This is a genomic window from Lysinibacillus sp. NPDC056232 (assembly GCF_042267565.1).
In the GTDB taxonomy this organism is placed as follows: domain Bacteria; phylum Bacillota; class Bacilli; order Bacillales_A; family Planococcaceae; genus Lysinibacillus.
In genome coordinates, this window is sequence record NZ_JBHJTF010000024.1 from 51,944 (window position 1) to 74,480 (window position 22,537).

The 22,537-nt window shown below is 37.2% G+C and carries 23 protein-coding genes and 1 riboswitch; of the genes, 7 read left to right on the plus strand and 16 right to left on the minus strand.

All coding sequences use genetic code 11. From position 1 onward, the window contains the following. Window positions 1–4: 4 nt before the first annotated feature. Window positions 5–1,093 carry a M24 family metallopeptidase gene (locus tag ACFCYJ_RS17270; RefSeq protein WP_376075323.1) on the plus strand — a complete coding sequence of 363 codons (1,089 nt, stop codon included), beginning with the start codon at window positions 5–7 and terminating at the stop codon, window positions 1,091–1,093. 133 nt (window positions 1,094–1,226) lie between these two features. On the opposite strand, the gene ACFCYJ_RS17275 is transcribed toward ACFCYJ_RS17270, so the two are convergent. The 4 genes from ACFCYJ_RS17275 to ald form a co-directional block, all read right to left on the minus strand. Beyond that, the gene (locus ACFCYJ_RS17275) at window positions 1,227–2,411 is read right to left on the minus strand and encodes an amidohydrolase (protein WP_376075326.1); all 1,185 of its coding nucleotides are present in this window, start codon (window positions 2,409–2,411) and stop codon (window positions 1,227–1,229) included. Window positions 2,412–2,456: 45 nt separating this feature from the next. Next, complete coding sequence (locus tag ACFCYJ_RS17280) at window positions 2,457–2,594, minus strand: hypothetical protein (protein ID WP_376075328.1); 138 nt, start codon at window positions 2,592–2,594, stop codon at window positions 2,457–2,459. A 31-nt stretch (window positions 2,595–2,625) separates the two neighbouring features. Then, entirely contained in the window at window positions 2,626–4,149 is a 1,524-nt protein-coding gene (locus tag ACFCYJ_RS17285; RefSeq protein ID WP_376075330.1) for an AbgT family transporter, read from the minus strand. 194 nt (window positions 4,150–4,343) lie between these two features. After that, entirely contained in the window at window positions 4,344–5,459 is a 1,116-nt protein-coding gene (gene ald, locus ACFCYJ_RS17290; protein ID WP_376075332.1) for an alanine dehydrogenase, read from the minus strand. 404 nt (window positions 5,460–5,863) lie between these two features. On the opposite strand from ald, the gene ACFCYJ_RS17295 reads away from it, so the two are divergent. Beyond that, complete coding sequence (locus ACFCYJ_RS17295; protein WP_323649118.1) at window positions 5,864–6,313, plus strand: universal stress protein; 450 nt, start codon at window positions 5,864–5,866, stop codon at window positions 6,311–6,313. Window positions 6,314–6,890: 577 nt separating this feature from the next. Here ACFCYJ_RS17295 and ACFCYJ_RS17300 read toward each other — a convergent pair. The 6 genes from ACFCYJ_RS17300 to mbcS form a co-directional block, all read right to left on the minus strand. Then, entirely contained in the window at window positions 6,891–7,820 is a 930-nt protein-coding gene (locus ACFCYJ_RS17300) for a class I SAM-dependent methyltransferase (protein WP_376075335.1), read from the minus strand. A gap of 89 nt (window positions 7,821–7,909) precedes the next feature. Beyond that, window positions 7,910–8,413: a thiol peroxidase gene (gene tpx, locus ACFCYJ_RS17305; protein ID WP_376075337.1), complete on the minus strand. Its 504-nt coding sequence runs from the start codon at window positions 8,411–8,413 to the stop codon at window positions 7,910–7,912. A gap of 71 nt (window positions 8,414–8,484) precedes the next feature. Next, window positions 8,485–8,670, minus strand: a complete 186-nt coding sequence (locus ACFCYJ_RS17310; RefSeq protein ID WP_376075338.1) for a hypothetical protein — start codon at window positions 8,668–8,670, stop codon at window positions 8,485–8,487. Between the two features lie 207 nt (window positions 8,671–8,877). Continuing rightward, window positions 8,878–9,495 carry an RDD family protein gene (locus tag ACFCYJ_RS17315; RefSeq protein WP_376075339.1) on the minus strand — a complete coding sequence of 206 codons (618 nt, stop codon included), beginning with the start codon at window positions 9,493–9,495 and terminating at the stop codon, window positions 8,878–8,880. Window positions 9,496–9,507: 12 nt separating this feature from the next. Next, the gene (sppA, locus tag ACFCYJ_RS17320; protein ID WP_376075341.1) at window positions 9,508–10,521 is read right to left on the minus strand and encodes a signal peptide peptidase SppA; all 1,014 of its coding nucleotides are present in this window, start codon (window positions 10,519–10,521) and stop codon (window positions 9,508–9,510) included. A gap of 218 nt (window positions 10,522–10,739) precedes the next feature. Next, window positions 10,740–12,329 carry an acyl-CoA synthetase MbcS gene (mbcS, locus tag ACFCYJ_RS17325; RefSeq protein ID WP_376075343.1) on the minus strand — a complete coding sequence of 530 codons (1,590 nt, stop codon included), beginning with the start codon at window positions 12,327–12,329 and terminating at the stop codon, window positions 10,740–10,742. 250 nt (window positions 12,330–12,579) lie between these two features. Continuing rightward, window positions 12,580–12,678, plus strand: a riboswitch (TPP riboswitch). 86 nt (window positions 12,679–12,764) lie between these two features. On the opposite strand from mbcS, the gene thiM reads away from it, so the two are divergent. The 3 genes from thiM to thiE are packed head-to-tail and all read left to right on the plus strand — an operon-like array spanning window position 12,765 to window position 14,966. Next, window positions 12,765–13,520, plus strand: coding sequence for a hydroxyethylthiazole kinase (gene thiM, locus ACFCYJ_RS17330; protein WP_376075345.1), 756 nt, complete (start codon window positions 12,765–12,767; stop codon window positions 13,518–13,520). Further along, window positions 13,520–14,344 carry a bifunctional hydroxymethylpyrimidine kinase/phosphomethylpyrimidine kinase gene (gene thiD / locus ACFCYJ_RS17335; protein ID WP_376075380.1) on the plus strand — a complete coding sequence of 275 codons (825 nt, stop codon included), beginning with the start codon at window positions 13,520–13,522 and terminating at the stop codon, window positions 14,342–14,344. Before thiM ends, thiD begins: the two co-directional genes overlap by 1 nt. Further along, a complete protein-coding gene (gene thiE / locus ACFCYJ_RS17340) occupies window positions 14,334–14,966 on the plus strand; it encodes a thiamine phosphate synthase (RefSeq protein ID WP_376075346.1) in 633 nt (210 codons plus the stop codon). Before thiD ends, thiE begins: the two co-directional genes overlap by 11 nt. Window positions 14,967–15,224: 258 nt before the next feature. On the opposite strand, the gene ACFCYJ_RS17345 is transcribed toward thiE, so the two are convergent. The 6 genes from ACFCYJ_RS17345 to ezrA all read right to left on the minus strand — a co-directional run bounded on the left by ACFCYJ_RS17345 (window position 15,225) and on the right by ezrA (window position 20,907). Beyond that, complete coding sequence (locus ACFCYJ_RS17345) at window positions 15,225–15,440, minus strand: alpha/beta-type small acid-soluble spore protein (RefSeq protein WP_376075349.1); 216 nt, start codon at window positions 15,438–15,440, stop codon at window positions 15,225–15,227. Between the two features lie 153 nt (window positions 15,441–15,593). Continuing rightward, window positions 15,594–16,802, minus strand: coding sequence for a tRNA uracil 4-sulfurtransferase ThiI (thiI, locus tag ACFCYJ_RS17350; RefSeq protein WP_376075350.1), 1,209 nt, complete (start codon window positions 16,800–16,802; stop codon window positions 15,594–15,596). Window positions 16,803–16,804: 2 nt separating this feature from the next. Then, on the minus strand, window positions 16,805–17,959 hold the full coding sequence (locus tag ACFCYJ_RS17355; protein WP_376075352.1) for a cysteine desulfurase family protein: 1,155 nt from the start codon (window positions 17,957–17,959) through the stop codon (window positions 16,805–16,807). Between the two features lie 213 nt (window positions 17,960–18,172). Next, the gene (locus ACFCYJ_RS17360; RefSeq protein WP_376075354.1) at window positions 18,173–18,382 is read right to left on the minus strand and encodes a hypothetical protein; all 210 of its coding nucleotides are present in this window, start codon (window positions 18,380–18,382) and stop codon (window positions 18,173–18,175) included. Between the two features lie 156 nt (window positions 18,383–18,538). Further along, window positions 18,539–19,003 carry a GNAT family N-acetyltransferase gene (locus ACFCYJ_RS17365; RefSeq protein WP_376075356.1) on the minus strand — a complete coding sequence of 155 codons (465 nt, stop codon included), beginning with the start codon at window positions 19,001–19,003 and terminating at the stop codon, window positions 18,539–18,541. 203 nt (window positions 19,004–19,206) lie between these two features. After that, window positions 19,207–20,907, minus strand: coding sequence for a septation ring formation regulator EzrA (gene ezrA / locus ACFCYJ_RS17370; protein WP_376075357.1), 1,701 nt, complete (start codon window positions 20,905–20,907; stop codon window positions 19,207–19,209). A gap of 189 nt (window positions 20,908–21,096) precedes the next feature. Between ezrA and hisJ the strand changes: the two genes are divergently transcribed. Next, window positions 21,097–21,891 carry a histidinol-phosphatase HisJ gene (gene hisJ / locus ACFCYJ_RS17375; protein WP_376075359.1) on the plus strand — a complete coding sequence of 265 codons (795 nt, stop codon included), beginning with the start codon at window positions 21,097–21,099 and terminating at the stop codon, window positions 21,889–21,891. Between the two features lie 24 nt (window positions 21,892–21,915). Then, entirely contained in the window at window positions 21,916–22,395 is a 480-nt protein-coding gene (locus ACFCYJ_RS17380) for a GAF domain-containing protein (protein ID WP_376075361.1), read from the plus strand. Window positions 22,396–22,537 lie beyond the last annotated feature (142 nt).

The following is a 22,537-nucleotide window of genomic DNA, read 5'->3' on the forward strand; positions in this document are numbered from 1 at the left end:
GTTTATGTCAAAGGTTAAAGGAATTCAAAACTATTTACAACAAAACCAAATTGATGCCGCTTTCGTAACGACACCAGACAATGTTTTTTACGTTTCAGGCTTTAAAAGTGATCCACATGAGAGATTACTAGGCGTGATGATTTTTAAAGAGGCAGAACCTTTTTTAATTTGTCCAAAAATGGAGATCCCAGATGCGAAGGATGCGGGTTGGTCTTTTGAAGTCATCGGCCACCAAGATACTGAAAATTCTATGGAAGTTCTTGCGCAAGCGATAAAAGCTCGTAATGTTAACCCACAAACGTTTGCTATTGAAAAAGGTCAACTCATTGTAGAGCGTTTAGAAGCCCTACAACAATCATTTCCGCAGGCAAGTTTTGTCCGTCTCGATGAAAAAATCAATGCTATGCGCGTCATTAAAGAGGAAAATGAATTAGAAAAATTACGTAAAGCTGCAGCATTAGCTGACTATGCCATTGAAATCGGCTGTAAAGAAATCGCTGAAGGCAAAACAGAAATGGAAATCTTAACAGCGGTAGAAAGTGCTATTCAGGATAAAGGCTGCAAGATGTCCTTTGAGACAATGGTATTGAGCGGTCCAAAAACTGCCTCTCCACACGGTAAACCAGGTGCTCGAAAAATAGAAAAAGGCGATATGATCTTATTTGACCTTGGCGTAATTTACGACGGTTATTGTTCTGACATTACACGTACGGTTGCCTTTGGTGATCCTAGTGAGGCACAAAAGGAAATCTACAACACAGTACTATCTGCTAACACAAATGCAATTGCAGCAGTGAAACCAGGTGTTCGTGCAATGGATTTAGATAAAATCGCTCGTGATACTATTTCTGAAGCAGGCTATGGCGAATATTTCACACACCGACTTGGTCATGGACTCGGCATTTCTGTACATGAATTCCCATCTGTTACAGGAGCAAATGAAATGACTATGGAAGAAGGCATGGTCTTCACAATTGAACCAGGTATCTATAAATCTGATGTGACTGGTGTCCGTATTGAAGATGATGTAGTCGTAACAAAAGACGGGGTAGAAGTACTAACAAAATTCCCAAAAGATTTGATTGTACTATAATTGAAAATATTTACTCAGATAAAGTGAAACTTTAATCAGTGGGGATTTTCTAAGTTAAATTACTGCCCATTAATGCGGGATAAAAAGGAAGCAACCATTATAGCAATGGTGCTTCCTTTTGTTATGTCATTTATTATTTTTCCAAATAATCAAGAGTTGCCTGTCCTAAAACATTTGCAGCAATGCGGAGCGAGCGTTCATCAATATCAAATTTAGGATGGTGATGAGGATATACCTCCGTCCAAGAAGGATTTTGTGCACCTACAAAGAAGAATGCACCTGGTTTTTCTTCTAAATAGTAAGCAAAATCTTCTCCCCCCATCGTAGGATCGACAATTTCAACATCTTCGACAATAGATACCTTTTCGGCTGCCTTGATAACATGCTCTGTTTCTGCTGGATGATTCACAACAGGTGGATAGCCTCTACGGTATTCATATTCATACTCAGCCTTTGTTAAATAGCAAGTAGCTATTAGTACTTCTTCAATTTCTTGTTCAAGGAGATCACGTTCTTCGTTATGGAATGTACGAACCGTTCCTTTCATATACACTTTATCTGCTATAACATTAAATGGGTTGAGTGCCTCAATATGTCCAATTGACACTACAGCTGGGCGTAGCGGATTTACTCGGCGTGCTACAAGCTGTTGTAAATTCGTAATAAATTGTGCAGCTAGTACAATCGAATCTTTCGTTTCATTTGGAGTAGAGCCATGCCCACCCTTCCCTTTGATTGTAATATCAATAGAATCTGCCGCAGCCATAAATGGTCCAGATGCAATTTGCACTTTACCAAGTTCTGCTGGAGCCCATAAATGCGTCCCGAAAATAACATCAACACCTTCTAGACAGCCATCCTCAATCATAGACTTTGCTCCACCCGGCGCTAATTCTTCTGCGTGTTGATGGATGAAAACAATCGTTCCTGCTAAATCTGCTTGCATTTTGTTTAATGCCTTCGCTAATACAAGTAGTGTTGCTGTATGACCATCATGCCCACAAGCGTGCATTCGACCCTTGATTTTAGATTGGAATGGTAGCCCAGTCTCTTCCGTAATTGCTAATGCATCGAAATCTGCCCGAAGTGCCACTGTTTTACCTGGTTTGTCCCCAATAAGCTTTGCGACAACGCCATTACCCCCTACGCCTTCTCGCACCTCATGTCCTAATGCACGATGAAACGCGGCAATTGTTTTAGGGGTTTCTACCTCTTCAAAAGAAAGCTCTGGATTTTCATGAAAATGACGACGCAGTGTAATCATTTCCTCCTCAAATTGTTCAAGTAATGTTGAAAGTTGTACCTGTTGTGCAATCATTCAAACCCCTCCTATTATTATCAATTATGCCTTGTCCTAATTGCATCACTCAGTCGTTGCCACAGGACGTGGCGTTCTTAGAGTGAGTTCCTCTATTTCAGCAAATGTCTTTTGTACCGAAAGCGTAGCGACAGGTACAGGTGTTTGGACACCAGCTGAAAAGTAACTTAAATCCGCATTCATCTCACCACCTATAGAGGTGGGATTCTGTTACTTAATGAATATTAATGTAATCTCCTGGTCCAAGTGGTAATCCCAATAAGAACCAAATGGCAAATAATATAATCCAACCAATCGCAAAGAATATAGTATATGGGAATAACGCCGAAATTAGCGTTCCGATTCCGATATTTTTATCGTAACGTCTTGCAAATGCTAATAAAATAGCAAAATATGCAAGCATCGGTGTAATAGGATTTGTAATCGAATCTCCTACCCGATACGCTACTTGTGTAACTGCTGGTGAATAATCAAGATACATAAACATAGGTACAAAAATCGGCGCTAATAATGCCCATTTTGCAGAGGCACTCGCAATCAGTAAATTAACGAATGCACAGATCACAACAAATCCAATAATCATTGGTAAACCTGTGAAATTCAATGCCTGTAAAAATTCTGCTCCTTTAATTGCAACAATTGAGCCAATATTACTCCAGTTGAAGTAAGCAATCATTTGAGAAGCAACAAATGCAAGTACGATAAAAGATGACATATCTGCAATTGATTTAAATATTTTTTCTGCTACATCCTTGTCACTCTTCACCTCTTTTGCTGCAATACCATATGCCAACGCTGGTAATAGGAAAAAGAACAGCATAATTGGTACAATACCCGTCATAAATGGTGAATTTAAAAAGCCGCCTGTTTCAGGATCTCGTAGTAGACCGTTTGATGGTATAACTGTATATGCAATAATCGCAGAATATATAATAGCAACAATCGCTGCCCACCTTAAACCACGCAACTCTAGCGGTGTTAATGGTTCGAGTACGCTAATTTCTCCTTTATAATCGCCAAAGCGGGGTTCTGTAAACTTTTTTGTCACCCATGTACCGATAAATATTAAAACAAATGTTGAAGCAATTAAGAAATAGTAGTTCATTGTAGCGCGACCTGTATAGTCTGGATCTACAATACGAGCAGCGGATTCTGTAATACCTAATAATAATACATCGAGTGAACTAATTAATAAATTTGCACTAAAGCCACCAGCAACAGCCGCATACGTCACAATTAAACCTACTAAAGGGTTACGTCCTATACTCATAAAAATAAGTGCCGCCACTGGAGGTAAAATAATGAAAGCCGCATCTGCAGCCAAATTGCCCACTAAACCTGTCAAAATAATCACTGGTACAATCAATTTTTGTGGTGCGCTCATAACAGTCTTTTTCATAATCGCAGAAATCAGACCTGTCTGTTCCGCCAAACCAATTCCAATCATTGACACAATAACTAAGCCAAGTGGCGGAAATCCTGTGAAATTACTTTGCATTTGTGTAACGATTAAAATTAAACCCTCTCGACTCAATAAATTAACGACCTCTATCGTTTCATTCGTTCCAGGTTTTACAGCCGAAATACCCATTGCATCTAATACCCAAGATAAGATGAGTACTAATAATGCCATAATAACAAATAATGTAATTGGATCCGGCAATTTATTACCAGTACGTTCAATTATGTCGAGCATCTTATTGACAAACGATTTTTTTTGAGTTATTTCATGTTGCATACATATTTCATCCTCTTTTACTTTCAATAATTCATCTAAAACATAGACTAATTTAAATATTCTGATTTTTTATGTACCAAAAGATTCACTATAAGTTCTTTAAAAAACAAAAGGAATGCAATCTATTAGTATTGGAATATTATATTGAAATTAATAAGGGAGCGTATCATATTGAACTGCTCCCTTATTTACATTTATTGAATTAATTCATCAACATTTACATATGGCAAACCTTGAGAATCTGCAACAGCCTTGTAAACAAGATGTCCATCTATAGTATTAACACCTTGTTTCAGTGCAGCGTTTTCAACACATGCTTGTCTATAACCCTTGTTTGCAATTTGAAGTGCATAAGGAATTGTATTATTTGTTAAAGCAATTGTTGATGTACGTGGTACAGCTCCTGGCATATTTGCTACTGCATAATGCACAACGCCATGTTTTACATAAGTTGGATCATCATGTGTCGTCACTCGATCGGATGTCTCGAAAATACCGCCTTGGTCAATAGCAATATCGACTACTACTGAGCCAGGTTGCATTGACTGAATCATTTCCTCAGAAACTAGCTTTGGTGCTTTAGCTCCAGGAATTAAAACGGCTCCAACTACTAAATCTGAGTTTTTCACTGATTCTGCAATATTATAAGGATTGGACATTAATGTTTGAACATCACGGCCAAATAAATCTTCTAATTGACGTAAACGCTCTGGGCTTAAATCAATAACCGTTACATCAGCACCCATTCCGACAGCTATTTTCGCCGCATTTGTTCCAGCTATACCCCCACCAATCACTGTAACTTTACCGCGTGGTACACCTGATACGCCGCCTAGTAAAATACCTTTACCTTCATGATTTTTCTCTAAGAATTGCGCACCAATTTGCGTTGCCATTTTACCAGCAACTTCACTCATTGGTGTTAAAAGTGGTAATGAACCATTCGCTAATTGTACTGTTTCATATGCAATGCCTACAACTTTTTTATTTAAAAGTGCCTTCGTTAATTCAAGCTCTGGCGCTAAATGTAAATAAGTAAATAAGATTTGACCTTCATAGAAATAATCATATTCTGATGCTACAGGTTCCTTTACTTTCATGATCATTTCTTGCGCCCATGCTTCTTTTGCCGTATCCACAATATGAGCGCCTGCAGCAAGGTAGTCTGCATCTGTAAAGCTTGAGCCTAAACCTGCTCCAGTTTCAATGTACACTTCATGACCTGAATTTGTTAATGTAACAACCCCTGCTGGTGTCATGGCTACACGATTTTCATTGTTTTTAATCTCTTTTGGAATACCAATCTTCATCTTCCCTATCCCCTTCCATTACCTAAAAAATAAGCACATTTTGTTACATACACTTTGATGTATTGATGCACCCCTTGCATTTCCATATTACCAAACATAAACAAAAAATGCTTTAATTAAAATAATAATAGATAAAATTCCCAATATTCTAACAATAATAAATATCCTAATTAATAAAGTGGTAATTTTCCAACATGCAAAAATATAAGGTTATTATCGATCGATAATAGATTGCCTGGAGAAAATGCCTCGTAAGTAACAAAAAAATATGCTTGCGATAGTAATATTTATTTTGTTTGTGAATGAAAATGCCTTCACTTTTTCACATTTTTTCTTCCGGAAAGTATTTCCTTTAGAAAATCATTTGGTATAATCAACATATACAAATCTGGGAGGTAATTCAAATGGCTAATAAATATAAAAGCATTGTAGTTGCAGTAGACGGATCAAAGGAAGCAGAATACGCTTTCCGTAAATCGATTGACGTAGCAAAACGTAACGATGGTGCTGTATTAAATTTAGTAAATGTTATTGACACACGTTCTTTCGCTGCTATTGAAGCATATGACCGTTCGATTGCAGAGCGTGCTCAAGCATTCTCTGAAGAGCTATTAAATGGTTACAAAAAACAAGCTGAAGAAGAAGGCTTAACAAATGTTAACCTTGTAATTGAATATGGCTCACCAAAAAATATCATTACAAAAGAACTTTCTAAAATTGTAGACGCAGACTTAATCATCTGTGGTGCAACTGGTCTAAATGCAGTAGAACGCTTCTTAATCGGTTCAGTATCTGAAGCAATTGTACGCTCAGCTAAATGTGACGTACTTGTAATCCGTACACCGGAAAATTAATTTTGTCTTACATAAAAGGTATCCAAATTTGGATACCTTTTTCTTATTGTTGAAAAACCGTTATGTCTTTGAGATTAATGTGTCCTATTAAAAATGCTAAAATCAATAATTCTACACCATGCAGTGATTTGACAATCGGAATCTATAGTATTAAAAGATTTGATTATTTATTAGGTAAGACTCACCATAGAGAAAAACGGGAAAGTTTTGACGTTCCTCCCAAAGTGCTAAGTAGGTTTTCATATATCATTTTATACACTTCGCTTTTGCACAAAAACATTATCGCTGAACTTCGTTTTATCATTAAGTAGCACACTAGAAGATATACGCTTAGTGCATTGGTTGATTGAAGTGGAGACTGGGCGACTCCTCGGGGATTAGCGTCGCAGATGAGACCCTGGAGCGAGCATCGCGAGTGAAGCGGCTCATCGGACGCCCCCAGGAAAGCGCCCAGTCGAAACGGAAATCAACCCTCTCATTTTTGCGGCAACACGAAGTAAAAGCCAACAGTTATTATTTATATTTATTCTTTTAGCGACAAACTAAAAGGTATCCTATTTCGGATACCTTTTTTTACTTATTTCCCTTCTTGCCACATCTTCACTTTTTCAAAGAACATAGCTAGAGCTTGTTTATTTTGCATATTTGGTACTTTTGCTAATAGCACCTCTTTTGGAGCTTTGAAATCTTTACCTTGCTTTTGTAAAATGACAATGCTCTTTTCAAGTGCTTTATTGGCGAACATTGTATCTGGCAATTGAATAATTGCTTGAATCCAAGCATGCTTTTGAATGTATTTATGCAGCTGTTTCGACTGCTCAGATTCAAAGAGATGGGTTGGAGCAAGGAAAAATAAATAGCCTCCATCCTTCGTGTAGTTAATGGATTGCTCAATAAATAAGTGATGTGCATAACTCATTCCTTCTGAAGGACATAGTTCATAATCTAATGCGATATCTTCATTTGGATAATATCCGACTGGTAAATCACAAACAATAGCATCTGCAGGACTTACTAATAAATCTTGTAACGCATCTTGGCGGTATAAGGAAACAGACTGCTCAGTCAAATCAGCTGTAGCAGCAGCTATACGAATAAGTAGTTCATCAACCTCTACACCTGTTGCCTCTATTTTTTCGTCTAATAAGTTCATAACTGTTAGAAGTAAATTCCCTGTACCTACTGCAGGATCTAAAATCGAAATTTTTCCAGTTTTTAGACGATCTGCAAATAGTTGCTCTACAAAATAACCAACTAATAACCCAAGAGTATCAGGTGTCATTTGGTGATTTGGCTGAGAGCCTTTTCGCATCCCCTTTAAAACAGCAATTTGAATTGCTTTGCGCACATCTTCCTTTGTCGCAGTGTCTTGCGAAAAATCAACTTCCCCATCTAGCCATGCCTCTAAGCCATCTAGAATACCCTCTAGTAATGTAATATTATGTTCTTTTTCTATCTTTTCAGCATGTTCATTTAGCATACCAAACAATTTCTCGATATTTTCCATACTCAACTTCCTTTCACGCAGAAAAGAGCCGTGACAAAAACTTGTCACAGCCCCTTTGTCTAGTAATATCTTAGCCTAAAATCAATAAATTATGCTAGTGCTTTGACCGCTGCAATTGCCGCTTCATAGTTTGGATGGTCTGTTGCTTCAGGAACATATTCTACATATGTCACTTTGTCATTTGCATCCACAACAAATACTGCGCGTGTTAGAAGACGTAACTCTTGAATGTAGACACCATATGCTTCACCAAATGACAGGTCACGGTGATCCGAAACTGTTTGAACAGCATCAATACCCGCTGCACCACACCAACGTTTTTGAGCAAATGGAAGGTCAACAGATACTGTATAAATCACTACATTATCACCTAAGCTCGCTGCTGCTTCATTAAAACGACGTGTTTGCGCATCGCATACACCAGTATCTAATGATGGTACAACGCTAAATAAACGAATTTTCCCCTCTGAATCTTTTAATGTAACAGGTGACAGGTCATTCGCTAATACAGTGAAATCTGGTGCTTGATCTCCAACCTTTACTTCGTTCCCTACAAGTGTTACTGGACCATTTTTAAATGTTACTTGTGCCATATAAACGCCTCCTAATCATCATATATACATAATATTACTAAATGGAGGGAATTAATTGCAACTAAGACAGCTTATTTTGTTGCTGACGCTTCGCTTTCGCACAGATAAAACATTTGTTGCTGACGCTTCGCTTTCGCACAGAGCAAAGCTTCCTGGGGGCGTCCGATGAGCCGCTTGGGGCAACAGATGTTTTTTGTGCGAAAGCGTAGTGTAACGTAGCGGCAGCGACACGATGTTGGTCCCGAAGGCGTTATCACAGGATGTGATGCTCTTAGCCTTCGTTCCTCTATTGCTAATCCCTAAGGAGTAGCCCAGCCGGAACGAAGATCAGCTTTATTCATAGTATACTTTATAATAAATGTCATCCTAACTTTTGGATCTTTTTCCTAACGAACTAACCATTAATCACCACTATCACCACAAAAATAAAGAGCCGTCTCACCGTAATGAGACAGCTCTAGTCATTATTCTTCGTTATCTTTCTCTAGCTTTTCAGGTTCTGATTTTCCCTCTAGCGGTACAGATTCAGTCTTTTCCTCTTTTATTGGCAAAGACGGTTGAACAATATCTTTTTCAATATATATTTTTTCATGAACGACTGTTGTATCCGCGAAAAAATCATGTAGACCTTGATTGTTCGGTAGAATGCCTACAAGAATATAAAGTGGCATAAAAATGCTGTTGATGATACGCCCAATCCAATCACGGAATAACACGTCTGACCAAGTCAGCTTCTCATGCTTTAATGAAATAACACGTAATCCAAATATCATTTTCCCTAATGTTTGCCCAAAAAATCTCGTCATTAATACGAAATAACTGTAATAGAGAATAGCAGATATAATCGAAATAGGTGCATACCACACTGTGTCAGATAATGACCAATCCATTAAATAAAATATTGGGTTAACGAGAATTCCACCTACTGCTGCAATAATAATTCCGTCTATTAAAAATGCCCAAAAACGTATCCAAAAGCCTGCCGTTTTTAATACATAATTTTTATTCGTAATTGGCTTATCCATTAGGAGAGCATTCCCTATAGAGGGTGACCCTTGCATAACAACTTCATTGTTTGTCATTGTACTCCCTCCTCAGTATTCGCCATATAAGTACATCATTTTAGGTGCTTTATAGTCCGCCATAATTTTCATCAGCATTTTTTCCTCTGCTGATGGACCGAATATGGATCCAATTTTCATCCCAACATATGATTTCCAGCCACCCACATCATATGAATACTGGAATAATGCAGCGTCCTCTAGACCAAAGTCTTTACGCAATGCAGTAATTGTTGCTTCCTCATCACCAATCTCATCAACTAAGCCTGCTTCAAGCGCCTTCTTACCACTAAGAATTCTACCATCAGCCACTTTTTTCACATCTGGTTCAGACATATTACGTCCTTTTGCAACAATACCAACGAATTCTTGATACGTTTCATTAATCATGTCTTGCATCATAGCACGCTCTTCCGGTGTCACTTCACGCATTGGACTAAGCATATCCTTATGTTCACCAGATTTAAACGTTTCATATTTAATACCAACTTTTTCTGCTAACTCCTGATAATTAATAGATTGCATTATGACACCAATCGATCCTGTAATTGTATCACGTTGCGCAAATATTTTATCTGCAGGTGCTGAAATGTAATAACCACCTGAAGCTGCCATCGAATCCATAGAAACATAGATTGGAATTTGTCGCTCTTCTTTAATTTTCAAAAGTTTTTTATATATTTCTGCTGATTCCTTTACACCGCCACCTGGTGAATTAACACTTAAGACGATACCTTCCACAGTCTGATCATATAAAATATTATCTAATTGATTTAAGAAAAATTGATGATCATAAGAAACTGGTTGCCATAGTGAACTTGAGCCAACATCTTGAATCGTACCATCAACCTTTAAGTATGCAATACGTTTATCCTTATTGCCGCTTTCTTTAACCTCTTCCATTACCGTCAAGTCGTTTCCAGCCACCAAGCTATCAAAATTGCTAAAGAAATCTGATTTAAATATTGCAAAAATGGTGTTGATTCCTAATGAAAATACTAATAGCACACCTGCAATTATTAAAGCAGCCCACCTTTTACCATTCATATCTTTCTGCCTCCTCATAACGTTATACGATTGATATCCTAATTTGTTTCATACTTATTGCAATAAGATGGCTTATTACCATAACCCGGGGTTGATTTCCAACACTTTGCAAAAGCTTTAACTTATTCAACCTATAATACATTACCTAACATTATAAAAAAAATCAAAGTTCATAAAAAAAGCAGGAACTTTGATTTTCGACATTATTTCCTAGGAAATTAATGATGATTGATAGAATGGATTTTTTCTTGCTCTCGTAATTCGACACGACGAATTTTGCCTGATGAGGTTTTTGGCAGCTCAGTAACAAACTCAATTGCACGAGGATATTTATAAGGGGCTGTTAAAGTTTTCACATGGCTTTGTAGTTTTTTTATAAGCGCTTCATCACCAACTTCTCCATCAGAGAGCACAACAAATGCCTTTACTACATTTCCACGAACTTCATCCGGACTCGCGACAACGGCAGTTTCTTTTACTGCTGGATGCTTCAATAACGCATCTTCTACCTCAAATGGGCCAATTGTATAGCCAGACGATATAATGACATCATCCCCACGTCCTTCAAACCAAAAATAGCCATCTTCATCTTTATATGCACGATCTCCGGTAATATACCATTCGCCTCTAAATTGTAAATTTGTACGTTCGGGATCGTTTAAATATTTTTTAAATAACGCGGGCGTTTCACAGTGAACAGCAATATCTCCAACTTCTCCGATTGCAACAGGATTTCCAAAATCATTGATAATTTCAACAGTATTACCCGGAGTAGGTTTACCCATTGAGCCCATTTTAGCCTCCATCCCTACCATTGTACCAACAAGTAATGTATTCTCTGTTTGTCCATAACCATCTCGTACTTGTAAATTAAAGACCTCTGAAAATACTTTTATCACTTCACTATTTAAAGGTTCACCCGCTGATACAGCCTGACGTATTGTACTTAAATTGAAATCTCGTAAATTTTCAAGCCCCGCCATAAATCGATATTCGGTTGGCGTGCAGCACAGAATATTAACATTGAATTTTTCAATCAGTGCAAGGTATGTTGCCGCATCAAAGTGACCTTTGTAAACAAATGCTGTTGCACCACTTCCTAAAGTAGCGAGGAACGGACTCCAAATCCATTTTTGCCAGCCTGGAGCTGCTGTAGCCCAAACAATGTCACCTTCTTGAACACCTAACCAATTTGGTGCAGTAGTTCGTAAGTGTGCGTAACCCCAGCTATGAGTATGTACTGCTGCCTTTGGATTGCCTGTTGTACCACTTGTATATGCTAAAAATGCAATGTCTGTACTCTTAGTTGGTGTAGAATTAAAATAGCTCTTTGATTGGCTTTGCATTTTTTCAAGCAATGGCTGCCAAGGTTCATGTGCATGTCCAATGACAAATTGCTGTATTTCTTGTAAATTTTCAACACTATCAAATTGTTCAATATAAGGCTCAAATGCAACAACTCCTTTTGCATCGGCATGGTTGATTCGATATTCAATATCTTTAGATCTCAGCATTTCCGAACTAGGTATAATGGTTAAACCTGCCTTTAAGGCCGCAATATACACGATATATGCTTCCACTGATCTCGGTACCATGACTAAAATAACATCACCTTTTTTTAAACCTTGAGATGTAAATACATGTGCTGCCTGATTCGCCTTTTCAAGTAAAGCTGTATATGTAATGTACTGAATTTCCCCGTTTTCGCTATAAACTAACAATGCATTTTTTGTAGAATCCTGTGCATATTTTTCAATTTCCTCTGAAATGTTATACCATTCTGGTGCGATTAAATCTTCTCTTTTCATGGCAAATGCCCCCTTTTGTACGCTCATTATAAAACTCAATTTTTATCTTTTTCAATGAAATTCACTCTAATTCATTAAAGTGGTGACAACTATCATGTTCTGCTATATGGCATCAGTCACGTATTGGTTCTATCTATTTCAACTTGGCGTAATCGTCGCTTTCGCACAGAAAAGAATTGTTGCTGCATGAAGATTCAAAAATCCTTATTGAACCCGAATGAATAATATGGTACATTTTGTTCAACTAAAAGCATAATTGCAGGGGGACTCATTTAGAGTTGAGAAGGTAAAACCTGACCCTTTGAACCTGTTAGTTAATACTGACGTAGGGAGCAATTCACATCAAATTACTGATGAAAGGCTCTTTTATGTGTTTTTTGCACGAAAAAGAGCCTTTTTTGCACGCTTACGTCCATCCAACGAGGAGGACTTACATTGATATTTCAAACGATCCGTAAACAAAATCCACTTATTCATTGCATTACTAATTATGTTGTGGCTAATTTTCAAGCAAATGGCTTATTAGCAATAGGCGCTTCTCCAGTTATGGCTGATGATGGTCATGAGGTTGAAGAAATGGTCACAATCGCCTCAGGCTTATTGATAAATATCGGTACCCTTAATGAGCGAATGAAAGAATCAATGTTACTTGCAGGGAAAAAAGCAAATGCTCTTGGCATTCCCGTTATTTTAGATCCTGTAGCTGCAGGTGCAACATCTTACCGGAAACAAACGGTACAGCAATTACTAAAGGAAATTAAATTTGCGGCAATTCGTTGCAATATCGGAGAGCTTGCGGCAATTGCCAATGTAGACTGGCAACAAAAAGGCGTAGATAGTGGTAGTGGTTCAATTTCTGTAGAAGTGGAGGCACAGAAAATAGCTCAACAATACAATTGTATTGTTATTGTGACCGGTGAAAAGGATTTTATTACTGATGGCAAACATCAGCAATGGGTTACAGGTGGAAATTCTCAAATGACAGAAGTTACTGGAACAGGTTGCTTATTGAGTGCAATATGTTGTGCCTCCTACACCGCAGGAGATAAACCATTTGACCAATTGCTAGAAACATTATTGTTTTATAAAAAATTGGCAGAAAAAGCAGCTTCTTCCACTCCATTCATTGGCGATTTTCAAATTGCTGTATTAAATGAACTACACCGCCTTTCCAAGGATGGTGAAAAATGATGGATATTGTAACGACAATTGCTGGTTCAGATAGTGGCGGCGGTGCAGGCATACAGGCTGATTTAAAAACATTTCAGGAATTAAAGGTGTTTGGAACGTCTGTTATTACAGCTTTAACAGCCCAGAATACATTGGGTGTTTCGGGTGTCTTGCCAATTGATGTGAGCTTTATTGAAAAACAACTTAAAGCGCTAATCGAGGATTTTTCAATTAGTGCTATTAAAACAGGAATGCTGTTTTCCTCCGAAATAATCCAATCAATTGCACATATTTTAGCCGAAGTAAATATTCCACTTATTGTAGATCCTGTTATGATTGCAAAAGGTGGCGAAAGCTTATTACAGCAAGAAGCAATTGAGGCATTACGAAGTTATTTGCTACCTTTAGCAACAATTGTAACGCCAAACATCCCAGAGGCTGAAACCCTTTCTGGAAGGAAAATCAATTCTTTAGCAGATATTAAAGAAGTAGCTCAGATCTTATTACAAACAGGCGTTCAATGCGTCGTTATGAAAGGCGGTCATTTAGAGGGTAAATGTTATGCTACTGATTATGTATTTTTTCAAGATGGTCGATCATTTTCCATGCAGTCTACTCGTATTGCAACAAAAAATACGCATGGTACAGGCTGTACGTTTTCCGCAGCATTAACTGCTTTTCTTGGTATTGGGCTACCTTTAGAAAAAGCGATTGAGGAAGCTAAAAAATTTATTCAATTAGCAATCACTCATGATTTATCTATTGGTAATGGCCATGGACCAACAAATCATTTTGCTTATCAAAACTATAAGGATTCCTGCGAGGTGATCATTCATGAAACGTAACGATCTACAGCTCTATTTTATTATGGGTACAGGTAATGTTTTAAATCAGGAGCCAATAAACGTTTTAGAGAAAGCTCTCCAATCTGGAATTACTATGTTTCAATACCGTGAAAAGGGGCCGAATACACTAACTGGACTAGCCTATGTAAATTTTGCTCGTAAATGTCAAAAGCTCTGTCAACAGTATCATATTCCGTTTATCGTCAATGATGATGTAGAGTTAGCTATAAAACTTAGAGCAGATGGTGTTCATATTGGCCAAGAAGATTTTCCTGTGTCGATGGTACGTGAAAAAATTGGCAACATGATTCTAGGTGTTTCTGTTCATTCAGAAGCTGAATTACAAACTGCTCTACAATATGGTGCGGACTATGTTGGAATTGGTCCAATTTTTTCAACCGCTTCTAAAAGCGACGCCAAACCACCTAGTGGAACTGATTTTTTACAACAAGTTCGCAGACAATACCCGGAGCTCCCTATCGTTGCAATTGGAGGCATAAACTGCTCGAATGCACATGCTGTATTTAAAGCAGGTGCGGATGGAATAGCAGTTATTTCCGCAATTTGCGAAAGTAAGGATATTTCAAATACAGTCTCTATATTTAAATCATTTGTAGGATAAAGTGAAACTTTAATCAGTGGGGCGTTTTTACCCCACTGATTATTAGTCTTCACCAATCGGGTTTTTACGGGCAGTTAACTCCACCTATTTCTTTGCTCTCATTGAATTGAATTGAAATGGGAGGACCTAACGTTTCTCTTTTGATATAGATAAATTACTGCCCGTTAATACGGGATAAAAAATAAAGAATTTAAACAAACTAAAACCAGTGCCTTTTACGGTCACTGGTTTTAATTTTAATAATTACTGTTTAAGCAATTATTGGTTGTTGTTTGGCATACCTTTTAATTGTGATTCAGCCATTTGTACAAGACGTTTAGTGATTTCACCGCCAACGGAACCGTTAGCACGAGCTGAAGCGTCAGCTCCTAATTGAACACCAAATTCTTGTGCAATTTCGTATTTCATTTGATCTAGAGCTTGCTCTACACCAGGTACTGCAAGTTTGTTTGAACTGCGATTTGTTGAAGTCATGTGTCTCTCACCTCCTTGTGAATATAGAATGTGCGATATTAGATTTTTAATACAAAAATTTTATAGGTAAATTGTACCTCAGAAGGAAGTAGACTAAAAAAAGCCGACTCAAATGGATTTTTGAGTCGGCTCTTACGGAATCGCAAGTTTCTTCTATAGAAGATCCGCAAATTTATCGGCTTCTTGTTCTTTTTTCGGGAAAATATAGACTTCACGGTTTTTCACTGCTCGTTCGATTAGTTCATCAAAATCCGAGAAGCTTTCGTAATGCTCAACCTTTTCAAGCTTTGGCTTTGTTTTTGGACTTGCAGGAGTAAAAATTGTACAGCAGTCTTCAAATGGCTGGATAGACGTTTCGTATGTGCCTATTTTCTCTGCAATATCGATAATTTCTAATTTATCTGATGAGATTAATGGACGTAAAATTGGTGTGTTCGTTACGGCATTAATAGCTGTTAGACTTTCAAGAGTTTGACTCGCTACTTGACCAAGACTCTCACCTGTAACAATAGCTAGTGCACCAATTTCTTCACGTACTTTATCAGCAACTTTTAGCATCATACGACGAGTTGTTGTCATCGATACATTAGAAGGTACTTTTTCTTTAATAAGAACTTGAATTTCAGTGAAAGGAATTACATGTAATCGTATATTAGCTCCAAATTTTGTTAATTCATTAGCAAGCACCTTTACTTTTTCTAATGAATTTTGGCTTGTGTATGGTGGGCTAAAGAAATGAATCGCTTCTAAGCGCACTCCACGTTTCATCATTAAATAACCAGCAACAGGACTATCTATACCACCAGAAAGCATTAATAAAGATTTACCATTAGAGCCTACAGGCATTCCACCTGCACCCGGTATAACTTGTGCCATCATATATGTTGCATCATGACGCACCTCTACACGAAGTTCGATATCAGGCTTCTTCACCTTTACTGATAAATTTTGATATTGTGGTAATACATAACCACCAATTTCGCGTTGAATGGCATGTGATTCTAACGGAAATGTCTTATCTGTGCGCTTTACTTCTACTTTAAAAGTAAGCTGCTCATTTTTAAACGTATCCATAATTGTTATGGCAAGCTTTTTCATGGCCTCCATGTCTTTTTCACATGCTGCCACTGGACTAAATGATTGGATACCAAAAATTTTAGGTAATCCTTTTAATAGTACGTCCATTTGTGTTTCATCTTGAATGGCGATAAACATACGATCGCGCTCTGTGCGAATGTGTAAATGTCCTAAATCCGCAAACGCATGACGAATGTTCTCACGTAAGCGACGAATAAAATCCATCTTGTTGCGACCCTTTGTAGAAAGTTCTCCATATCGAATTAAAATTTCTTTCCAAATCATTTTTAAAATTCTCCTTTAAGTTCCATCAATACTTCATCTAATATTTGTTTAAATTTTTCTATATCTTCGTTTGTTACATACGCGCCAAAACTAATACGAATAACACCTTTTTTAAAATGCTCATCGAGATTTAGAGCTTCAACAACATGACTTGTTTTTGTCTGTTTCGATGAACAAGCACTCGATGTCGACACAATTACATTGCGTTTTTGCAATGCATTGATAATGACTTCACCTTTTAAATCGCGAATACTAAAAGATAAAATATGTGCCGCTCCTTGTGGTGTTGATAAAATATGCACTTCATCTCCATATCCACGTAATTGGCTACATAATTCTTCATACCATTGACGATATTTTTTCGCACGGTCATTCATCGTCTCTATGGCTATACGAGCTGCTTTGGATAAGGCTACAGCTTGCGGTACAGCTACTGTTCCACTACGTAAACCAAATTCCTGCCCTCCGCCAAGTGCATACGGTTGCCATTTCATTTTTTTACGGAATGCGAGTACACCAGAACCTTTAAAGCCATGAATTTTATGGCCAGAAATTGAAATACAGTCTGGTCCCTTGTCATCGTTAAATGATATCGGTAACTTCCCAAAGCTTTGAACAGCATCTACGTGAAAAGTTGCACGACTTGATTCATGAATAATTTTTGCAGCTTCAAAAATTGGTTGAATCGCACCCATTTCATTATTTACATGCATCATACTTACTAAAATGGTATCCTTACGCACTTTTGTGCGAAGCTCTTCTAAAGAAATAACCCCATTTTTATCTACTTGCAAGTATTCTACATCAAAACCGTCTTGCTCAAGTTGTTTTACAGATTCTAGGACAGATGGATGTTCAATTTCAGTTGTTAAAATATGATTTCCTTTATGTGTATTGCTACGTGCTAAACCAAATATAGCCGTGTTATTGGATTCAGTACCACCTGATGTAAATAGCACATTTTTTGCTTCTGTCTGCAAAATATCTGCTACTTGCTCACGTGCACGCATTAATAATTCGTTTGATTCAACACCCATTGCATGAATAGAAGCAGGATTGGCATAATACTGCTCATTCACTACCATAAATGCTTGCATAACCTCTTTTAAAGGTTTTGTTGTTGCACTGTTGTCTAAATAGATTGTATTAACTTCCATTATTATTCACACACTTTCAAAACGTTGATTTAACGGTATTTATCATAACGCAATCTTCAGCAATTGACTACTAACTTTAACAATTATACTAATTTAATCACTTATTTGTTTGCTTTTAATGTAAAAAACCACCCATTATAGAGTGGCATATTAATATTTACTATGAACGTTTCCTGAGTATAAAAATTTTGGTTTTGCATTGTTGGCTTATTACTATAACGTGAGGTTGATTTCCGTTCCGGCTGGGCGCTTTGTTGCTGACGCTTCGCTTTCGCACAGAGCAAAGCTTCCTGGGGGCATCCGATGAGCCGCTTGGGCCAACACGATGTTGGTCACGAAGGCGTTATCACAGGATGTGATGCTCTTAGCCTTCGTTCCCCTACTTGTTCGCTCCAGGGTCTCATCTGTGACGCTGATCCCCAAGGAGTCGCCCAACCTCCACTCCAATCAACTTATATACATGACATATGCTTTAAATAAATGCCATCCTCAACTTTCAGCGACCATATTTAAACTATATTTCAACACCGTATTGAAGACGAATTTCACCATTATAAACCCTAGTCAACACGCTTGTTTTTAATCTTTCTTCATTGTTATAAATTCAGTTGAAGCTGTGAATTCCATGACTTTTTTAAAGCCTAATTTTTCATAAAGGTGAATTGCTCTTGTATTAAATGAGGCTACCGTTAAACGAAGGGAACTATGATTTTCTTGTTGTAGCTGATTTAATATAAATGAAAAAAATTCTGAACCATAACCTTTTCCTGTTAGCTCAGGCTTCATCCCAAGCCCAACATCAATGCACTCGTCTAAATACGCACCATAATCACGTCCTTTAGGTACTTGTGCAGATGTTCCTGTACAGAAAAAACCGACTAGCTCTTCTTTATCATTGACAATTGAATAATACGGACTTTCAATAAATTCTTTTAGAGATTCGTCGCAAAGTTCATTGTTGTAAAAATCAAATGGTTCTTCATATTTCCAATTCAAAATATCCGTCGCATAAATTTCATTCATTTCCCGAACATAAAATTGCATGTTGAACACCTCTATTTTTTATCGTTTCTAATCATAAATTGGGATGAAGCATCGTATGTAGTTTCAAGGAATCAAATGAATACCCCAACAAATATTTAGCTCTTTTCATATTTGAAGAAATCTCGCTTCTTAATAACAAAGCTGTCTAAAAAGTAAAAACTATACCTTTTTAGACAGCTACTGTAATTTTTTATTATACTTGACTATTTTGACACTGTTTCTCCTGCTACAAGTTCTTGAATTCGCTTTAAAGCACCCGGCTCCATTTCTTCAACTGCTGTTCCTGCCTCTTCTAATGCTTTGGAATAACGAAATTGATTGAAAGATCCTTCTGCTTCTTTTAAACGAGTATTCAATTTTGGATTTGTTGCACGATGACGATTACCATACTGAATAATACGCTCAATCAGCATTACATTTTCAATTAATTCATGCGCCTTCGCTTTTACATCCTCTACACAAAGTGTTGCAGCATTTAAATTATTATGAACTGTTCCCATGTTGAGAGGCACCTCTTGCAAGCTTTGCATAACTACATAAATATGCTCTGCTGCCTCATCTAGACGGGCATCCATCTCTTCAGGGATACCTGGAATATTAGCTTTATTTAATAGACGATCTGTTTCTTGTAATGCTTTCTTTAAGCTTTCTACCTGTGTACGAGCCTTGTTTTCATCAATTCGTAGCTTCTTCATCGTGTTTGATAAATGACCTTGCTCCTCATGAATACCTTCAAGCTCCTCGTTAATTTCAATCAATTCTTCCTGCAAACTTGAGTATGCAGATTTTTCCTCTCTAACACGCATCGCCAATAAGTCATAGCGACGTTGTAAAGCCTCTAATTGCTTTAATGCAGCTTTTGGAATTTCTGCATCTTTTTCATTTAAACGATAGCTTTGCTGCACAAAGGTTGCTTCATCACTTACTAATCTTGTTGAACTAATAACATTGGTGATTGAGCTTAATAAACGATCACAATTTTGGTCAACATAATTTTTAGCAATAACCTCTTTTTCAAGCAGATCGTAAAAATGATCAATCTCTTCATTCATATCCGTAACACGTGGTTTAACAACATTTAAGTTAAGCTCTGCTAATTCATTTTTTAATGTCGCAAATTCCTCTTCAAATTTATTAAGCTCTTCCGTTAGCTCTAAATGCTGTAAATAATAGGATTGCTCCTCCATTTCACGCTGGCCACTTCGTAATTCCTGTACCGCACCTGGAAGCTTTACTTGCAATTCAGTCAAAATTGTTGGGACATCATTAATGTATTCAAATGTCTGCTGTGACTCTTGGTTCAAGCCAATAACAATTTCTCTCGCCTGCAAATAATTCCCTTCGCTCGTAAGCACATCGAACTCCTCAAACTTTCGAACAAACGTCTCTAGCTTTTTCTCCAGAGCTGGTAATGCTACCCCAAATGAATGTTGGTGCGCTAGCAATGTTTTACGTGCAGAGCGATAGTATTCTTTTAATTGTTCAATTTCAATACGATTTTTTTCTTCGCTGCCAATTAATTCATTTAGTTCTTCTAAGATTTTATCTTTATTTTGTTCACACTTTTGAATGTAATCTTCTATCTCACGTTCAATTAACGTTGCTTTATTAAAACGAAGTCTATTGATTTGATCCTCTGCATCAAATAAAAGTGAATCAATTTTCGTCATATGTACATCGATAACTTCATCCCAACTATTACGCCATCGTTCAAACATTTCTTCCGTTTCACCGTTCATGTTTAAAGATTTAACTTTTGAAATTTCCTCATTTATGGGATTGTTTTGTATTTGTGATTTTTCATTTTCAAGTTTAGCAATGATTGTTGTATGTTTTCGTCGCATCATAAATCCTACTATCGCTAAAATTAATAGTAGGATAACTGGAATGATGATATACTCCATCGTAAGCCTCCTATTCTACAATAAACGAATTGGCTAGTTGTATTTATTATATACTATGTTATCGCCTTTTGTACTAAAATTTGAGTGTTTTTTGTGTAATTGCGCCTTTTAAGAATAACAACTACTTAATTTTTGAACAATATGCGCAAATATAAGTGTTATTATCCAAAATATAAAGGAGTGGTATTTATGAAATGTGACGGCCATGTTCATAGCCCATATTGTCCACACGGAACTTCTGATTCATTTAAGCAGTATATAGAAAAAGCAATATCTCATGATTTCACAGATATTACCTTTACAGAACATGCACCATTACCATTGAATTTTGTTGACCCTACACCGCAGCAGGACAGTGGTATGAATCCAGAATCTTTAATGCCCTATTTTGAAGATTTACAGTACCTTCAAAAGGAGTACGCACAAGACATTCGCATTCATATAGGACTAGAGGTCGACTATATTCAAGGCTTTGAACAAGAAACTCGTCAATTTCTTGATACATATGGACACTTTTTAGATGACTCTATTTTATCAGTTCATTTTTTACAATGGCACAATATCTTTGAATGCATAGACTTTTCTCCAGAAAGTTTTATGGCTTTTTCAAAAAAAGTGGGCTCTATTGAACAAGTGTATAATTTATATTACGATACCGTCCTACAATCCATTAAAGCAGATTTAGGGCAATACAAGCCTAAGCGCATTGGGCATCCTTCACTTATTCACAAATTCCAATTAGCACATATGGTGAAAATTGATGATTCTGCGCAGATTCGAGAAGTTTTAGATTTAATGAAGGCAGAAGGCTATGAGCTAGATTTAAATAGCGCTGGATTAAGTAAAACACATTGTCAGGAAACTTATCCACCATTTTCCTTCATAGATTATAGTAAATCTATTGGGCTTCCAATTGTTTTCGGTTCAGATGCTCATACTGTTGCTGATTTGCATCAACATTATAATGTTATATTCCCAAAATAAATAACTTTCAAACGAGGTGCTTTTATGTTTACTCAAATTAATTATGAAGGGCCAATTGCCGAGCAATATAATACATTGGCCAAACAGTTAGATGCCCTACTTACAGGGGAAAGCGATCGCATTGCTAATTTAAGTAACGCCTCTGCATTACTAAATCAGTTTCTACCAAACATTAACTGGGTTGGTTTTTATGTATTACAAGGGGAAGAACTTGTCCTTGGGCCATTCCAAGGCTTACCTGCCTGCGTCAGAATACCAATTGGACGCGGTGTTTGTGGAACAGCTGTAAGTAAAGCAGAAACAATGGTGGTAAGAGATGTACATGACTTCCCAGGGCATATTGCCTGCGATGCCGCTTCCCAATCTGAAATCGTTATTCCCTTGAAAAAAGAAGGAGAGGTTATCGGTGTTCTTGATATCGACAGTCCAATCGTTAATCGCTTTTCTAAGGAAGATCAAGAGGGGTTAGAGCTATTCGTAAAAACCTTACTCCTCCATTTATAAAAAAAAATACCCTGAAATGATTTATTGTCATTTCAGGGTATTTTTCGTAAAAAGATGACTGACGTTTTATTTCGTGAAATCGATTTCCGTTCCAACTGAGCGCTTTCCGAGCGGCGTCAGATGTGCCCCAAGGAGTTGTCCA

Coding starts and splice junctions, on each gene's coding strand:
- tpx (WP_376075337.1), bottom strand. CDS start 8,413: ATGGCACAAGTAACATTTAAAAATGGTCCAGTAACACTTGTAGGGAAC.
- ACFCYJ_RS17315 (WP_376075339.1), bottom strand. CDS start 9,495: ATGACAAACAATGAAGTTGTTATGCAAGGGTCACCCTCTATAGGGAAT.
- ACFCYJ_RS17365 (WP_376075356.1), bottom strand. CDS start 19,003: ATGCAATTTTATGTTCGGGAAATGAATGAAATTTATGCGACGGATATT.
- ACFCYJ_RS17300 (WP_376075335.1), bottom strand. CDS start 7,820: ATGGAAAATATCGAGAAATTGTTTGGTATGCTAAATGAACATGCTGAA.
- mbcS (WP_376075343.1), bottom strand. CDS start 12,329: ATGAAAAGAGAAGATTTAATCGCACCAGAATGGTATAACATTTCAGAG.
- ezrA (WP_376075357.1), bottom strand. CDS start 20,907: ATGGAGTATATCATCATTCCAGTTATCCTACTATTAATTTTAGCGATA.
- thiE (WP_376075346.1), top strand. CDS start 14,334: ATGAAACGTAACGATCTACAGCTCTATTTTATTATGGGTACAGGTAAT.
- sppA (WP_376075341.1), bottom strand. CDS start 10,521: ATGAATGGTAAAAGGTGGGCTGCTTTAATAATTGCAGGTGTGCTATTA.
- ACFCYJ_RS17270 (WP_376075323.1), top strand. CDS start 5: ATGTCAAAGGTTAAAGGAATTCAAAACTATTTACAACAAAACCAAATT.
- thiD (WP_376075380.1), top strand. CDS start 13,520: ATGGATATTGTAACGACAATTGCTGGTTCAGATAGTGGCGGCGGTGCA.
- thiI (WP_376075350.1), bottom strand. CDS start 16,802: ATGATTTGGAAAGAAATTTTAATTCGATATGGAGAACTTTCTACAAAG.
- ACFCYJ_RS17355 (WP_376075352.1), bottom strand. CDS start 17,959: ATGGAAGTTAATACAATCTATTTAGACAACAGTGCAACAACAAAACCT.
- ACFCYJ_RS17380 (WP_376075361.1), top strand. CDS start 21,916: ATGTTTACTCAAATTAATTATGAAGGGCCAATTGCCGAGCAATATAAT.
- ACFCYJ_RS17280 (WP_376075328.1), bottom strand. CDS start 2,594: ATGAATGCGGATTTAAGTTACTTTTCAGCTGGTGTCCAAACACCTGTA.
- ald (WP_376075332.1), bottom strand. CDS start 5,459: ATGAAGATTGGTATTCCAAAAGAGATTAAAAACAATGAAAATCGTGTA.
- ACFCYJ_RS17275 (WP_376075326.1), bottom strand. CDS start 2,411: ATGATTGCACAACAGGTACAACTTTCAACATTACTTGAACAATTTGAG.
- ACFCYJ_RS17285 (WP_376075330.1), bottom strand. CDS start 4,149: ATGCAACATGAAATAACTCAAAAAAAATCGTTTGTCAATAAGATGCTC.
- hisJ (WP_376075359.1), top strand. CDS start 21,097: ATGAAATGTGACGGCCATGTTCATAGCCCATATTGTCCACACGGAACT.
- ACFCYJ_RS17295 (WP_323649118.1), top strand. CDS start 5,864: ATGGCTAATAAATATAAAAGCATTGTAGTTGCAGTAGACGGATCAAAG.
- ACFCYJ_RS17345 (WP_376075349.1), bottom strand. CDS start 15,440: ATGACTTCAACAAATCGCAGTTCAAACAAACTTGCAGTACCTGGTGTA.